This window comes from Rhizobium sp. SL42 (genome assembly GCF_021729845.1).
GTDB lineage: Bacteria > Pseudomonadota > Alphaproteobacteria > Rhizobiales > Rhizobiaceae > Allorhizobium.
The window spans coordinates 1,241,493-1,256,398 of record NZ_CP063397.1; the positions used below are offsets into that span (position 1 = coordinate 1,241,493).

The 14,906-nt window shown below is 63.4% G+C and carries 10 protein-coding genes and 1 tRNA gene; 8 read left to right on the forward strand and 3 right to left on the reverse strand.

Annotation, left to right across the window (positions count from 1 at the left end):
- Positions 1-16 precede the first annotated feature (16 nt).
- Positions 17-3,529, reverse strand: a complete 3,513-nt coding sequence (locus IM739_RS05825) for a hybrid sensor histidine kinase/response regulator (protein ID WP_237370257.1) — start codon at positions 3,527-3,529, stop codon at positions 17-19.
- 200 nt (positions 3,530-3,729) lie between these two features.
- On the opposite strand from IM739_RS05825, the gene mscL reads away from it, so the two are divergent.
- The 3 genes from mscL to galE all read left to right on the forward strand — a co-directional run bounded on the left by mscL (position 3,730) and on the right by galE (position 6,655).
- Positions 3,730-4,155, forward strand: coding sequence for a large conductance mechanosensitive channel protein MscL (gene mscL, locus IM739_RS05830; protein ID WP_237370258.1), 426 nt, complete (start codon positions 3,730-3,732; stop codon positions 4,153-4,155).
- Between the two features lie 140 nt (positions 4,156-4,295).
- Positions 4,296-5,465, forward strand: a complete 1,170-nt coding sequence (locus IM739_RS05835) for a pyridoxal phosphate-dependent aminotransferase (protein ID WP_237370259.1) — start codon at positions 4,296-4,298, stop codon at positions 5,463-5,465.
- A 155-nt stretch (positions 5,466-5,620) separates the two neighbouring features.
- Positions 5,621-6,655 (forward strand): UDP-glucose 4-epimerase GalE, encoded by a 1,035-nt coding sequence (gene galE / locus IM739_RS05840; protein WP_237370260.1) that lies wholly within the window; start codon positions 5,621-5,623, stop codon positions 6,653-6,655.
- Positions 6,656-6,722: 67 nt separating this feature from the next.
- Here galE and IM739_RS05845 read toward each other — a convergent pair whose 3' ends face one another.
- Positions 6,723-7,478, reverse strand: a complete 756-nt coding sequence (locus tag IM739_RS05845; RefSeq protein WP_237370261.1) for a fumarylacetoacetate hydrolase family protein — start codon at positions 7,476-7,478, stop codon at positions 6,723-6,725.
- 346 nt (positions 7,479-7,824) lie between these two features.
- Between IM739_RS05845 and IM739_RS05850 the strand changes: the two genes are divergently transcribed.
- Genes IM739_RS05850 through IM739_RS05860 form a run of 3 tightly spaced genes read left to right on the forward strand, consistent with a single transcriptional unit; the run spans position 7,825 to position 12,893 of the window.
- Entirely contained in the window at positions 7,825-8,895 is a 1,071-nt protein-coding gene (locus tag IM739_RS05850; protein ID WP_237370262.1) for an HlyD family secretion protein, read from the forward strand.
- A gap of 14 nt (positions 8,896-8,909) precedes the next feature.
- Entirely contained in the window at positions 8,910-11,777 is a 2,868-nt protein-coding gene (gene rbbA, locus IM739_RS05855) for a ribosome-associated ATPase/putative transporter RbbA (protein ID WP_237370986.1), read from the forward strand.
- Between the two features lie 3 nt (positions 11,778-11,780).
- Positions 11,781-12,893, forward strand: a complete 1,113-nt coding sequence (locus IM739_RS05860) for an ABC transporter permease (protein ID WP_237370263.1) — start codon at positions 11,781-11,783, stop codon at positions 12,891-12,893.
- Positions 12,894-12,982: 89 nt separating this feature from the next.
- Here IM739_RS05860 and IM739_RS05865 read toward each other — a convergent pair.
- Positions 12,983-13,057 (reverse strand) — tRNA-Thr (locus IM739_RS05865).
- Between the two features lie 165 nt (positions 13,058-13,222).
- Between IM739_RS05865 and IM739_RS05870 the strand changes: the two genes are divergently transcribed.
- Positions 13,223-13,474 (forward strand): hypothetical protein, encoded by a 252-nt coding sequence (locus IM739_RS05870; RefSeq protein WP_237370264.1) that lies wholly within the window; start codon positions 13,223-13,225, stop codon positions 13,472-13,474.
- 121 nt (positions 13,475-13,595) lie between these two features.
- Positions 13,596-14,888 carry a UDP-N-acetylglucosamine 1-carboxyvinyltransferase gene (gene murA / locus IM739_RS05875; RefSeq protein ID WP_237370265.1) on the forward strand — a complete coding sequence of 431 codons (1,293 nt, stop codon included), beginning with the start codon at positions 13,596-13,598 and terminating at the stop codon, positions 14,886-14,888.
- Positions 14,889-14,906 lie beyond the last annotated feature (18 nt).

The following is a 14,906-nucleotide window of genomic DNA, read 5'->3' on the forward strand; positions in this document are numbered from 1 at the left end:
TGCATGAGGCTGCGGCCTATTCCGCCGCCGCCGCCCGTTTCTGAGAATACACCTGGGTGATGAAGGCGCGCAGTGCTGCGGGCCTGACCGGCTTGTGCTGCAGCGTGATCGAATGCCTTTCGGCCTCGGCCCGGACCTCGGCCGTGCGGTCGGCGGTGATCAACAGGGCCGCAACGTCGGCCTGATAAAGTGCCCGGAGCCTGAGGACGGCTCCGATACCGCTGCCGTCGCCCAGATGGTAATCGGCAATGACCAGATCCGGCGGCTGGGTTTCCGTCGAGATCAGCGCGTCCATCTCCTCGATCGAGCCGGCGCATTGCACGCTGCAGCCCCAGCCGGAAACCAGCAGCGCCATGCCTTCGAGGATCTTCGGCTCGTTGTCGATGCACAGCAACCGCAAGCCCTGGAGCGGCAGGCTGGCGTGATCGGATGCAGCAAGCGGCACGACGCCGGGGCTCAGCGGCTTGGCGATTTCGAGCGGCATGACCACGCGGAAGGTCGTGCCTTTGCCGGGCTTTGAGGCAAGTTCCACCGGATGATGCAGCACGCGGGCGATGCGATCGACGATCGACAGGCCGAGGCCCAGACCCGAGGCCGTGCGCATGCCTTCCTCCAGCCGGGCGAATTCCTTGAACACCGTGCGGAATTTGGACGCCGGGATGCCGATGCCGCTGTCGGTGACCTGGATGATGACCTTGTCGCCCTGGCGCCGGGCACCGACCACGACGCGACCGGCGGGGGTATATTTGATCGCGTTGGAAACGAGGTTCTGCACCAGCCGCCGCAGCAGATTGGGGTCGGATCGGACCGCAAGCCTGGTCGGCATGACCACCAGTTTGACGTTCTTCTCCCGCGCCAGCGGCGCAAAGTCCGTCTCGATGCGTTCCAGCAATCCGTTCAGCGCGACGGTGGAGAAGCGTGGTTTCATCGCACCGGTGTCGAGGCGCGATATGTCGAGCACCGCGCCGAGAATGCTCTCGACCGATTCAAGGGCTGAATCGATATTGCGCACCAGCGCGCTGTTGTCGGACGCACCCAGCCGTTCGACCAGCGACGAGGAATAGAGCCGCGCCGCATTGAGCGGCTGGAGAATGTCATGGCCGGCAGCTGCAAAGAAGCGCGTCTTGCCGATATTGGCATCGTCCGCCGCCGCCCTTGCCTCGGCCAGCGCGTGGTTGACCCGCGTCAATTCGGCTGTGCGCTCGCTGACGCGCTGTTCCAGCGTTTCGTTCGCCTGCTTCAGCGCCCGGTCGGCTTCCACCTGCGCGGTGATATCGGTGAAGGTCGCAACAATGCCCTTGTCGGGCATCAGGTTGCAGCGCACTTCGAGAATGCGATCGCCGCCGGAAAGCACAATACGGAACGGGTTGTCGAACTGATGGAAGCTGCGCACCACCGCCGACTGGCCTGCCTTGGTCACGTCACCACGCTGCATCAGGATGGCGATGATGTCGGTGAGCGGAAAGCCGACCTGGCCGACATGCTCGGGCAGGTCGAGCAGGCTGCGGAAGCGCCGGTTCCAGATCGTCAGGCGGTCGGATGCATCGAAAACGGCAATGCCCTGCTCCATCTGTGACAGCGCGGTCTGCAGCATGTCCTGATTGTACTGCAGCGCTTCGGACGCCTGGTCGAGCAGCCAGACGGTATCGGCAGACGTGTCCTCCGCTTTCTGCAGGATCAGCGACAGGACAAGCCGGGCAGACGAAGAGCCGATGGCGCTGCCCAGCAACTGTTCGGAGAAATGAATGAAGGCCATGTCGGCCGGACTGTCGTCCGCCAGCTTGCGGCCGACCTTCTGCTCGTAGGTGCGGAACGAGCGCTCCATGCGTTCGTCGCCGAGATAACGGGCAATGGCCGCCTTCAGATCGCCGACGGCAACGCTGGTTTTCCAGCCTCGGGTGGCGAAATGCGAGTGGGCATGACGCTTGACGAAGATATCGGACTGGATGCGCTCGACAGGCCTCGGATTGCGGCTGAGCGAGCCGATGATGAAGGCGGCGGTGTTGACCGCGAGGCTGAACAGCGTGGCGTTGACGAGCGAATCCGCAAAGGCGGGTTCGAACATCTGCAGGCCGGGCAGCAGGAAGCCGAGCACGGCGGACGCGATCCACGAGTGGTCGATGGCACCGAGGCTGGGCAGGAACAGGAGATAGGCCCAGACGAAGAAGCCGGATGTCAGGCCGGCGATCGCGCCGCGCGCATTGGCCCGGCGCCAGATCAGCCCGCCGAACATAGCCGGCGCGATCTGGGCAATCGCGGTGAACGACAGGAGACCGATCGAGGCAAGGCCGGTCGAATTGTCGGCCGAGCGATAATAGACATAGCCGAGCAGCATGACGCCGAAGATTGCGGTACGGCGGATATGCAGCAGGGTCTTGGCGAAATTTGCCCGCTGGCTGGGGCGCTCCAGCAGCTTCTGCCTGAGGAAGATCGGCAGCACCATGTCGTTCGATATCATGATGGCAAGCGCCACAGATGCGACGATCACCATGGCGGTTGCTGCGGAAAATCCGCCGATGAAGGTCAGCAGCGAGACCAGGCTTGCGCCGGCATGCAATGGCAGGGACAAGACATAGAGATCGGCGTCGCCGGTCCCGCCGAAGGTCATGATCCCGCCGATGGCCGCCGGCAGCACGAAAATGTTGATGGCGATCAGGTAGATCGGCATCAGGATGCCGGCGAGCCGCAGTTCGCGCGGCGTGCGGTTTTCCACTACCGTCACGTGGAACTGGCGCGGCAGCATGATGATGGCAAAGGCCGAAAGCGCGATCAGCAGCAGCCAGCGGGCAGGCGGCGTCTGGTAGGAGAGCGCTGCCATCACCGCTTCGCTGTCCTGTGCCTTGTGCCAGAGATCGGCCGGCCCGTCGAAAATGAAGAACAGCACGAAGAAGCCGAGTGTCCAGAAAGCCACCAGCTTGACCACCGATTCCATCGCGATCGCCAGGATCAGGCCGTCCTGATGCTCGGTTGCATCGGTGTGACGGGTGCCGAAGATCACCGCGAAACAGGCCAGCATGAAGGCGACGATCAGCGGCAGGTCGATGAAGTAGAGATTGCCGGTGCCGATGCCGTAGGCGCTGGGGTCCATGACGGTGGCGACCGAGCTGGAGACCGCTTTCAGCTGCAGGGCGATATATGGAATGATGCCGACCAGATAGATGATCGTTACCAGCATGCCGACGATCGGATTCTTGCCGTAGCGGGCCGCGACGAAGTCGGCGCCGGAGGTGATCTTCTCGGTCTTGGCCAGCTCGACGATGCGCCGGAGGATCGGCATGCCGAGCGTGTACATCAGGATCGGACCGATATAGATGCCCATGAATTCCAGCCCGCGCTCGGCCGCGAGCCCGACGCCGCCGAAATAGGTCCAGGATGTGCAATAGACCGCAAGGCTGAGTGCATAGACGGCGGGCCTGCCGCCGGCGGGAACGCCGCTGACACGCGATCTGCGGTCGCCGTAGCTGGCCACGGCGAACAGAAACAGCAGATAGCCGAGAGACGACGCGACGATAATCCAGCCGGGGAGCACTTTGACCTCCTGAGTGGCACCCGGTCGAACCTTAGGGGAAGTCGACGGCTTTTGAAATCGTCTTCGGATTGACCTTAAGTCGAAGATGAAACAGGCAAATTCGAAATTGACCATTTCCGAATGGACAAACTTTCTTTAACCATGACGGTGGGACTGCCGAACGCGAAGGTGGCCTGGTCAGGGAAACAAAGGAGAGCGGTATGCTGAACGAATTCAAGACATTCATTGCACGCGGCAATGTCATGGACCTTGCCGTGGGTGTCATCATCGGGGGCGCCTTCGGCCTCATCGTCAATTCGCTGGTCCAGGACATAGTCATGCCGATCGTCGGCGTGATTTTCGGCGGCTTCGACTTCTCCAACTATTTCCTGCCGCTGAGCGACAAGGTGACGGCGACATCGCTGGCGGCTGCGCGCGAACAGGGCGCCGTGTTCGCCTACGGCAATTTCATCACGGTGGTGATCAATTTCGTCATTCTTGCCTGGATCATCTTCCTCATGGTCAAGGGTGTGAACACGCTGCGCAAGTCGCTGGAGAAGCAGGAAAAGCAGGCCGCCGAGGATGCGCCTCCGCCAGCCGACATCCAGCTGCTCACCGAAATCCGCGACCTTCTGAAGAAGGCCTGATCTATTTTGCGCGGTGGCTCGCCGATACGCGAGCCACGGCGATCCATCACCTGAATCGATCTCTTCCTCAAGGATTATCATGGGATTTTTGCCCGCCGATCGGCTAGATCAGCGCAAGTGATCCTTGGAGACGCCGATTCATGCCGTTTTTGAATGACCTTAGCGCCCGCGCGCTTGCCGCCCCGAAGAGCGGCATCGTCGAACTGGTCAACCATGCCCGCACCCGCGACAACCTCTTGCCGCTCTGGGTTGGCGAAGGGGATCTGCCGACCCCCGATTTCATCAGCAGGGCGGCCAGCGAGGCGCTGCTCGGCGGCGAGACGTTCTACACCTGGCAGCGCGGCGTGCCGGAACTGCGCCAGGCGCTGGCCAACTATTACAGCCGCCATTTCGGCGTCGACCTGCCGGCCGATCATTTCTATGCGACGGGTTCGGGCATGCAAGCCATCGTACTCTGCGTCCAGGCGCTGACCTCGCCGGGCGACGAGATCGTCTATCTGTCGCCAACCTGGCCGAACATTGTCTCGGCGATCCAGATCGCCGGGGCCAAGGCCGTCGGCCTGCCGCTGACCTTTGCCGATGGTCGCTGGTCTCTCGACTTCGACAGGCTTGAAGCGGCGATCACCCCGAAGACCAAGGCGCTGTTCATCAACACGCCGTCGAACCCGACCGGCTGGACGGCAACGAAGGACGATCTGAGAAAGGTTCTGGAGATTGCCCGCCGCCACGGCATCTGGATTCTCGCCGACGAGATCTATGCGCTCTATTATTACGGCGAAGCCGAGCGGGCGCCGTCCTTCCTCGACGTGATGGAAGACGGCGACCGGATCCTGTTTGCCAATTCCTTTTCGAAGAACTGGTCGATGACCGGCTGGCGCGTCGGCTGGATCGTCGCACCGCCTGAAATCGGCCCTGTGCTGGAAAACCTGATCCAGTATTCGACCTCGGGCGTTGCTCCGTTCATGCAGCGGGGGGCGGTGGCAGCACTTGACCACGGCGATGGCTTTGTTGCGGAAAACGTCGCCCGTGCCACCCAGTCGCGCGATATCCTCTGTGATCGGCTGATCGCCACCAACCGGGTCGAGACCCTGAAGCCGGAAGGTGCGCTTTACGCTTTCCTGAAGATCGATGGCATCACCGACAGTCGCAAGGCGGCCTTCGACATCGTCGACAAGACGGGCGTGGGCCTGGCGCCCGGAACCGCCTTCGGCGCCGGCGGCGAGGCCTTCCTGCGCGCCTGTTTCCTGCGCAATCCCAAACAGATCGAGGAGGCAGCCGACCGCCTCGGCCGCTACATCCTTGCGCTGTGACGAACGTCGCTAAAATTTGAATGTTTCGGCTAGGAAAAGCTTAATCAAGCCGACGAATAGTCTGGCTTAATCAGAGGCTTAGCCCGCGAAAATAAGCATTCGAAAAGATCGCCGTGGTTAGCTCTTCCCAACAAGAAAACGTTGGGAAGAAAATCATGGCGATCTTGGTAACGGGTGGAGCCGGCTATATCGGCAGTCACATGGTCTGGGCATTGCTCGATGCGGGCGAGGACGTCGTCGTCGTTGACCGGCTGTCGACGGGTTTTCGCTGGGCCGTGGCGCCGCAGGCGCGTTTCTATCTTGGCGATATCGGCGATGCGTCCGTTCTCAAGCAGGTCTTTGCCGAAAACCGGATCGAGACGATCATCCATTTTGCCGGCTCGATCATCGTGCCGGAATCCGTGTCCGATCCGCTCAGCTACTATGAAAACAACACCGGCAATACCCACAAGCTGCTGACCGCGGCCGTCAAGGCCGGTATCGACAAGGTCATCTTCTCGTCAACGGCTGCCGTTTACGGCCAGCCGGACCAGCCGCTGCCGATCCGGGAAGACGCCGCCTTGCGGCCGGAATCGCCCTATGGCCAGTCGAAGCTGATGAGCGAGATGATGCTGCGCGATACCGCCCGCGCCCATGATCTGCGTTACGTCGCGCTGCGTTACTTCAATGTCGCCGGCGCCGATGTGAAGGGCCGGGCGGGTAATTCCGCGGCCGGCGCCACCCACCTGTTGAAGGTCGCCTGCGAGGCAGCGCTCGGCAAGCGCAAGTCGGTCTCGGTGTTCGGGGCCGACTACCAGACACCCGACGGCACGGGCGTGCGCGACTTCATCCATATCAACGACCTCGTCGATGCGCATCTGAGCGCGCTGGCCTATCTGCGCAAGGGCGGTCAGCCGCTGATCGCCAATTGCGGCTATGGCAAGGGCTATTCCGTGCTCGATATCCTGCGGGCGGTGCGCCAGGTCAGCGGCCAGCCGTTTGCCGTCGAATACGGCCCGCGCCGGCCGGGCGATGCGCCGCTGGTCGTGGCAGACGCGACCCTTGCCAGGGAAACACTCGGCTGGGTGCCGCAATATGACAGCCTGCGGGTCATCGTTGAAACGGCGCTCGGTTGGGAACGCCGCCTCGATGACCTGGTCACGGCGGACATCGACGGCCTGCGTCGTCGCCTGGTTGCCGGCGGTTTCTGAACCGGCCGCAAGCCCCGTGAAGCGGCAGAACATACATGGCCCCGGCTGCTCCGGGGCCATGATTGCCTCAGGCCGTCAGGCGAATGGACATCGTGTGTCCACCTTCGAGTTCGACCGTCAGCAGGCCGGGCTGTTGCGCAACAGGCGCGCCGCACAGGCTGCCGGTGGTAATGATCTCGCCCGCCGCCAGGGATGCGGCCGGCCGGTCGCTCTTCGACGCCCAGCCGGCAAGCCATGCCATCACATCGCCGGCCGGGTGGCGGGCGTCTGCTGCGTAGATGGTCTGGTCGCCGAGCCTGACGACAAGCTGCTTTTCCCCGTTCAAGGCAAGCATGTCTTTCGGCACCGTCGGCCCGAGCGCATAACCGGCATTGCCCAGCCTGTCGGCGAGGAAAAGCAGGTAAGGAGCCTTGCCGCCTTCTTCGATGCGGCTGTCGAGCACCTCGATACCCAGATGCACGCTGCCGATTGCCGCCAGGATCTCCTCCTGGCTATAGCCGTCCGCACGCGGCGGCAGGGCGGACGCCAGCGTCACCGCGATTTCCACCTCGATCTTCAAGCCGTCGCGCCAGGGAAATTCGGCAACGACGGCATCGTCTGCAAGCGCAAGCGGCCAGAGGCGGCCGACCACGGCAAGGCCGTCCGGCGAGCGGGCCACCTTGTAGCCGACCGGCGCGGCCGGCAGTGTCGCCGAAAAGATCTCCTGCACCGCCATGGCGTCGCTCACGCCGGACGGCACGCCGAGTTCCGCGGCCGGGATACGCGCGCGTGGAGCGGAGAACTGGGCCGCGAGGGAATGCGGGTCGAAAGAGGCTGTGGACATGGTTCATCCGGAACAGGAGGGATCGAGGGGGTGCTCTGCCGGTCGAAGGTCGGATCGATGAGCCGGTCGGCTTGCAGGCGCAACGTTCTAGCCCTGCGCGCCCGAGAAGTCACGCCCGAGACGTCAAGCTTGAGAAGGTGAGCTAGAGAAGGTGGGCTCGACAGGTAACACTGGAGATTGCGCGCGGACGGTGCACCGTTGCCGCATGCCCGTGGCAGCGGCCATGCCGCCCGCCGTACATCTTGACATGGATCAAGATGGGGCCGGAGCACCGGCCCTAGACTTGCCCGCATAGTGATTGCTGTTCGGACACATTTCAGGCGCGACATATGCGGGGATTTTGATCATGGCAAATCGACAGGCTGGCTGGCTGGCCGCTGTTCTGGCGGTGGTAATCGGGGGAACCGCCTATTACGGCTGGAAGACCTATGAAGGGGATGGCCTGCCTGCCGGCATCGCCAGCGGCAATGGCCGGATCGAAGCGGTCGAGATCGACATTTCCACCAAGACGGCGGGCCGGATCAAGGAAATCCTTGCCGACGAGGGCGATTTCATCGCGGCCGGGCAGGTTGTTGCCGTGATGGACACGACGCAGCTTGAGGCAGAGCAGCGCCAGTTGCAGGCACAATTGCGTCGCGCCGAGATTGGCGTCGATGCGGCACAAAGCGTGGTGGCCCAGCGGCAGGCCGAGCGCGAGGCCGCCGATGCCACGGTAGCCCAGAGGCAGGCCCAGCTCGACGCCGCCTCGATCAAGCTTGCCCGTGCCGAACGCTTGCTGGAAAACAAGACCACGACCCAGCAAGCGGTCGATGACGACCGCGCCAGCGTCGAGAGCGCAAAGGCGGCTGTTGCCGCTGCCAGGGCCCAGGTCGCTGCGTCGGATGCGGCGATCAGCTCGGCGAGGGCTCAGGTGGTCGATGCCGGAGCGGCCGTCGAAGCGGCAAAGGCGGCGATCGAAAGCATCGCGGCGCAACTGCGCGAGGGAATGCTGCGCGCGCCACGCGACGGCCGGGTCCAGTACCGGGTCGCGCAGCCGGGCGAGGTGCTGGCCGCCGGCGGCCGGGTGCTCAATATCGTCGATCTCGGCGATGTGTTCATGTCCTTCTTCCTGCCGACATCCGTTGCGGGACGTGTGGCGCTCGGCAGCGAGGTTCGCCTCGTGCTGGATGCCGCGCCCGGATATGTCATCCCCGCCAAGGTAAGTTTCGTCGCCGACGTCGCGCAATTCACGCCGAAGACGGTGGAGACCGAGGAAGAACGGCAGAAGCTGATGTTCCGCATCAAGGCAAAGGTGGCTTCGGAACTCTTGCGCAAGCACATGGATCAGATCAAGACCGGTCTGCCGGGCATGGCCTATGTTCGGGTCGATCCGGCAGTGGAATGGCCGCAACACCTGACCGGTACACTGGTGCAATGACCATGGCGCGGCCGATGGAGAAACACGGGCGCGATGATCCGCCAGCCGGTCTGGTGGCCCGCCTCGAGGGCGTCAGCCTGTCCTATGGCAGGGCGCCGGCGCTGGCGGCTATCAGCCTCGATATTCCGGCCGGCTGCATGGTCGGGCTGATCGGTCCCGACGGCGTCGGCAAGTCGAGCCTGCTGTCGCTTGTCGCGGGTGCCCATGCGATCCAGGCCGGCCGCATCACGGTACTCGGCGGCGACATGGCGAGCGCCCGGCATCGCCGCCGCATCTGCCCGCGCATTGCCTATATGCCGCAGGGTCTGGGCAAGAACCTCTATCCGACCTTGTCGGTCTTTGAGAATGTCGAGTTCTTCGGCAGGCTGTTCGGCCAGGACAGGCGCGAGCGGGAAGCCAGGATCGCGACACTCCTGAAAAGCACCGGGTTGCAAGATTTCGCCGATCGCCCGGCCGGCAAGCTTTCGGGAGGCATGAAGCAGAAGCTCGGCCTGTGTTGCGCCTTGATCCATGATCCGGACCTGTTGATTCTCGACGAGCCAACCACCGGCGTCGACCCCCTGTCGCGCCGGCAGTTCTGGCAGCTGATCGACGGCATACGCAATGCTCGGCCGGGCATGAGCGTTGTTGTCGCCACGGCCTATATGGTGGAGGCCGGTCGTTTCGACTGGCTCGTCACCATGGACGCAGGCCGGGTGCTGGCAACCGGCACGCCGCAGGAAATCCTGGCCAGGACCGGTGCCGCCACGCTCGATGCCGCCTTCGTTGCGCTGTTGCCGGAGGAAAGGCGCGGCCGGTTCACAGCCGTTTCGATCCCTGCCAGAAACAATGGTGCCGATGCGGAAATTGCCATCGAGGCGGATCACCTGACCATGCGCTTCGGCGATTTCACCGCCGTCGATAGGGTCAGTTTCCGCATTCCGCGTGGCGAGATCTTCGGCTTTCTCGGTTCGAACGGCTGCGGAAAGACAACGACGATGAAAATGCTCACCGGCCTTCTGGCGGCGAGCGAAGGCACGGCCAAGGTCTTCGGCCAAGCGGTCGATGCCAGGGATCTCGCGATCCGTCGCCGGGTCGGCTACATGAGCCAGGCCTTCTCGCTCTATACCGAGCTCACCGTGCGCCAGAACCTTGACCTGCATGCCCGCCTTTTCGGCATGGAGCGTGAGGCGATTGAGGCTAGGATCGCCGAGATGGCCGGTCGCTTCGATCTCAAAACGGTGCTCGACAGCCTGCCGGACAATCTGCCGCTCGGCCTGCGCCAGCGCCTGTCGCTTGCCGTCGCCATGATCCATTCGCCCGAGATCCTGATCCTCGACGAGCCGACGTCTGGTGTCGACCCGATCGCCCGCGATGGCTTCTGGCGCATCCTGGCGGACCTGTCGCGCAAGGACAATGTGACGATCTTCATCTCGACCCATTTCATGAACGAGGCCGAACTCTGCGATCGCATCTCCCTGATGCATGCCGGGAAGGTACTGGTCACCGATCAGCCGCGCGCGATTACCGCAGGCAGGGGCGCCGCCACTCTGGAAGAGGCGTTCATCGGCTATATCGAGGAGGCAATCGCCATCACATCCGACGGCCGCAGGTCGGATGGCGCATCCGATCCAGCGCCAGACACCTCGTCCGACACCTCGTCCGACATCGCGCCCGACACCGGCGCCGCAGCCGAAATCGGGATTGGGCCCGAGACTGCGCCCGGATCATCCGATCCCGTCCGCCCGGCCCCGTCGTCAGGCGGGGGCGGTGCGCTCAGCCTGCGCCGCGTTCTAGCCTTCAGCCGCCGCGAGACATTGGAGCTGCGCCGCGATCCGATCCGTGCCTCGCTGGCCCTGCTCGGCAGCGTCATCCTGATGTTCGTCATCGGCTATGGCATCAATCTCGATGTCGCGAACCTGACATTTGCGGTGCTTGACCGCGACGACACGACGATCAGTCGCGACTACGTCCAGCAGATCGCCGGCTCGCGCTATTTTACCGAACGGCCGCCGATCACCGGTTATGCCGATCTCGACAGGCGCATGCGCGACGGCGAGCTGAGCCTGGCGATCGAGATCCCGCCCGGTTTCGGCCGGGATCTGGCGCGCGGCAGGAAGACGGTCGAGATCGGTGCCTGGATCGACGGTGCCATGCCGAGCCGGGCCGAGACCGTCGAGGGTTACGTTCAGGGCATGCATGCCACCTGGCTCAGCCAGAAGACGCGCGAGTTCCACGGCGATGCGGCGACCATCGGTGTTTTCGACCTGCAGGTGCGCTACCGCTACAATCCCGGCATCGACAGCCTCGTCGCCATGGTGCCGGCGGTCATTCCGCTGCTTTTGATGCTGATACCCGCCATGCTTTCGGTTCTCAGCGTCGTGCGCGAAAAGGAACTCGGCTCGATCACCAATTTCTACGTCACCCCGGTGACGCGGCTGGAATTCCTGCTCGGCAAGCAGATCCCCTATCTGGTGCTGGCCATGATGAATTTTCTCATGCTGACCGCGTTTGCGGTCTTTGCCTTCCGCGTCCCGCTCACCGGCAGCTTCGCCACGCTTTCACTCGCAGCCTTCCTCTATGTCTTCGCCTCGACGGCGCTCGGCCTGTTGTTGTCGAGTTTTCTGAAGAGCCAGATCGCGGCGATCTTCGCAACGGCGCTGATCACCATCATCCCCGCCGTACAGTTTTCCGGCATGATTGATCCGGTCTCGTCGCTGCAGGGCGCGGGCGCGCTGATCGGGCAGCTCTATCCGACCAGCCATTTCGTCACGATTTCTCGCGGCGTGTTTTCCAAGGCGCTGGGTTTCGACGATCTCGGCCGCGAACTGCTGGCGCTGGGGATGGTCGGCCCGCTGCTTCTTTCGCTGGGAACCGTTCTCCTCAAGAAACAGGCGGTCTAGCCGATGCGACTGGCCAATATCATCCACCTCGGCATCAAGGAGTTGCGCGGCCTGGCGCGCGATCCAGCGCTGCTCGTGCTGATCGTCTATGCCTTCACCGTGTCGATCTATACGGCCTCCACGGCCATGCCCGAGACGCTTAACAATGCCGCAATCGCGGTGGTCGACGAGGATCGCTCACCGGTCTCCGCCCGCATCCTGGCGGGCTTCTATCCGCCGAATTTCAGCCAGCCGAAGCTGATCGCGCAAAGCGAGATCGACCGGCGCATGAATGCCGGCCTCGACACGTTCGTGCTCGACATCCCGCCCAATTTCCAGCGTGACCTGCTCGCCGGCCGGACGCCGACCATCCAGCTGAACATCGACGCGACCCGTATGACCCAGGCCTTTTCCGGCGGCCGCTATGTCCAGCAGATCGTCTCGGACGAGGTCACCACCTTTCTTGATCGCCACCGTTCAGCCACCATCGTTCCGGTTGCGCTGACCTTGCGCGCCCGCTTCAACCAGCAGCTCGACAAGGGCTGGTTCGGCGCCATCAACGAGGTGATTTCGGCGATCACCATGCTGTCGATTGTCCTGACAGGCGCCGCCCTGATCCGCGAGCGCGAACATGGCACGATCGAACATTTGCTCGTCATGCCGGTCAGCCCCGCCGAGATCATGCTGAGCAAGATCTGGTCCATGGGCCTGGTGGTGCTGGCGGCCTCGGTCTTTTCGCTGCTGGTCATCGTGGAGGGGGTGCTGCAGGTGCCGATCCACGGCTCGATGCTGCTGTTCGTCGTCGGCGCGGCGCTGCAGCTCGTCGCGACGACCTGCATGGGCATATTCCTAGCAACAGTCGCCGGCTCGATGCCGCAGTTCGGCCTCCTGCTGATGCTGGTGCTGCTGCCGCTGCAGGTCCTGTCCGGCGGCATGACGCCGCGCGAAAGCATGCCGCCGATCATTCAGGAGATCATGCTGGCCGCGCCCAATACCCATTTTGTCATCATGGCCCAGGCCGTCCTGTTCCGCGGCGCTGGCCTAGATGTCGTCTGGCCCCAGCTCCTGTCGCTGGTCGCCATCGCGACGGTGCTCTTCGTCCTGTCGCTGCGCCGGTTTCGCCGGTTTCTGCGCTAGCCGCGGCGCGGCTGGCCATTGCCGGCGCGCGCGAAAAATGCTGAAGCGCCATCTTCAGGGCGCCCGATTCTCTATTTATTGCGGGAAAATGGTGCTGCTAGAGAGATTTGAACTCTCGGCCTCTCCCTTACCAAGGGAGTGCTCTACCCCTGAGCTATAGCAGCATCTGGCGAAGCGGAAAGGATCCGCTTCGGAACGAGGGGCCTATTGCCATAGCTTGATGGCGAGTGCAAGCCGCAAATCGAAATAGGCTTGCAAGATTTGTGTTTTGCACCGCCCACCGTGCGAAGTCTCTGGTCAGGAGGCTGGATTTTGGCTATCAGGGCGGCATGAGCGATGATCAGAAAATACCGGAAAACAAGGGCTTTTCCGCCACGGGCGCGAAAAGTCGGCAGGCGGCGGTGGAAAACGGCGAAAAGCCGCAACAGCTAACCGAGGCCGATCATCGCCGTCTGCGGGCGGCCAAGAAGCTCAAGGAAAATCTCCAGCGCCGCAAGCAGCAGCAGCGCGCGCGCCGTGCCGGCGAGGCCGATGACACGGATGGCCTGCCTGCCGCAAATTCGTCCAAACCTGCTGATTAAAGGCGATTGGGCGCGGCGAATTGAACCGCTGCCGCTTTTCGTCTACACAGCCATCCTCGCCACTCAGGCGTCATCCCTTATTGTTCAGGAAAGGCGGGCTCTGCCCGTATCGTAGGCTTATATGGATCGCATCAGGATTGTCGGCGGCAATGAGCTCAACGGGATCATCCCGATCTCCGGCGCCAAGAATGCGGCCCTGCCGCTGATGATCGCCTCGCTGTTGACCAGTGACACGCTGACGCTCGAAAACGTGCCGCATCTGGCCGATGTTGAGCTGCTCCTGCGCATCCTCGGCAACCACGGTGTCGACGTCTCGGTCAACGGCCGCCGCGAGCACCAGGACGGTTCCTATTCGCGCACGGTGCATTTCACCTGCCGCACGATCGCCGAGACCACCGCGCCTTACGAACTGGTCTCCAAGATGCGCGCCAGCTTCTGGGTCATCGGTCCGCTGCTTGCGCGTGAAGGCAAGGCCCGCGTCTCGCTGCCCGGCGGCTGCGCCATCGGCACGCGTCCGGTCGATCTTTTCCTCGAAGGCCTTGCAGCCCTCGGCGCCGAGCTTGAGATCGACAGCGGCTATATCAATGCAACCGCGCCGAAGGGCGGCCTGATCGGGGCCCACTACACCTTCCCGAAGGTTTCCGTCGGCGCTACCCATGTGATGCTGATGGCGGCATCGCTTGCCCGCGGCACGACCGTGATCGGCAATGCCGCCCGCGAGCCGGAAGTCGTCGATCTCGCCAACTGCCTGATCGCTATGGGTGCCAAGATCACCGGCGCCGGCACCTCGACCATCACCATCGAAGGCGTGACCAGCCTGTCGGGCGCCCGCCACCGGGTACTGCCGGACCGCATCGAGACCGGCACCTATGCCATGGCGGTCGCCATGACCGGCGGTGACGTGACGCTGGCCGGCACCGACATCACCCTGCTCGATACGGCAGTCGAGGCGATCCGCCGCGCTGGCGCCGAGCTTGTCGCCGTCGACAACGGCATCCGCGTCATCGGCCATGGCAATGCCATCCGTCCGGTCGATATCGTCACCGAGCCTTTCCCCGGCTTCCCGACCGACCTGCAGGCGCAGTTCATGGGCCTGATGACCCGCGCCCAGGGCGTGTCGCATGTCACCGAGACGATCTTCGAGAACCGTTTCATGCATGTCCAGGAACTGGCCCGCCTCGGCGCAAAGATCACGCTTTCGGGCCAGACCGCCCGCATCGAGGGCGTCGCCCGCCTGCGTGGCGCGCCGGTCATGGCAACCGACCTGCGCGCTTCGGTGTCGCTGGTCATTGCCGGCCTTGCCGCCGAAGGCGAGACCATGGTCAGCCGTGTGTACCACCTCGATCGCGGCTTCGAGCGCCTGGAAGAAAAGCTCACCCGTTGCGGCGCGGTGGTCGAACGGATCAGCGATTGATCGGGCCCTAGTCTTTTT

Bases quoted from the DNA above. Each gene is read 5' to 3' on its own strand.
- mscL (WP_237370258.1), top strand. From the start codon at position 3,730: ATGCTGAACGAATTCAAGACATTCATTGCACGCGGCAATGTCATGGAC.
- IM739_RS05835 (WP_237370259.1), top strand. From the start codon at position 4,296: ATGCCGTTTTTGAATGACCTTAGCGCCCGCGCGCTTGCCGCCCCGAAG.
- galE (WP_237370260.1), top strand. From the start codon at position 5,621: ATGGCGATCTTGGTAACGGGTGGAGCCGGCTATATCGGCAGTCACATG.
- IM739_RS05845 (WP_237370261.1), bottom strand. From the start codon at position 7,478: ATGTCCACAGCCTCTTTCGACCCGCATTCCCTCGCGGCCCAGTTCTCC.
- IM739_RS05850 (WP_237370262.1), top strand. From the start codon at position 7,825: ATGGCAAATCGACAGGCTGGCTGGCTGGCCGCTGTTCTGGCGGTGGTA.
- rbbA (WP_237370986.1), top strand. From the start codon at position 8,910: ATGGAGAAACACGGGCGCGATGATCCGCCAGCCGGTCTGGTGGCCCGC.
- IM739_RS05860 (WP_237370263.1), top strand. From the start codon at position 11,781: ATGCGACTGGCCAATATCATCCACCTCGGCATCAAGGAGTTGCGCGGC.
- IM739_RS05870 (WP_237370264.1), top strand. From the start codon at position 13,223: ATGAGCGATGATCAGAAAATACCGGAAAACAAGGGCTTTTCCGCCACG.
- murA (WP_237370265.1), top strand. From the start codon at position 13,596: ATGGATCGCATCAGGATTGTCGGCGGCAATGAGCTCAACGGGATCATC.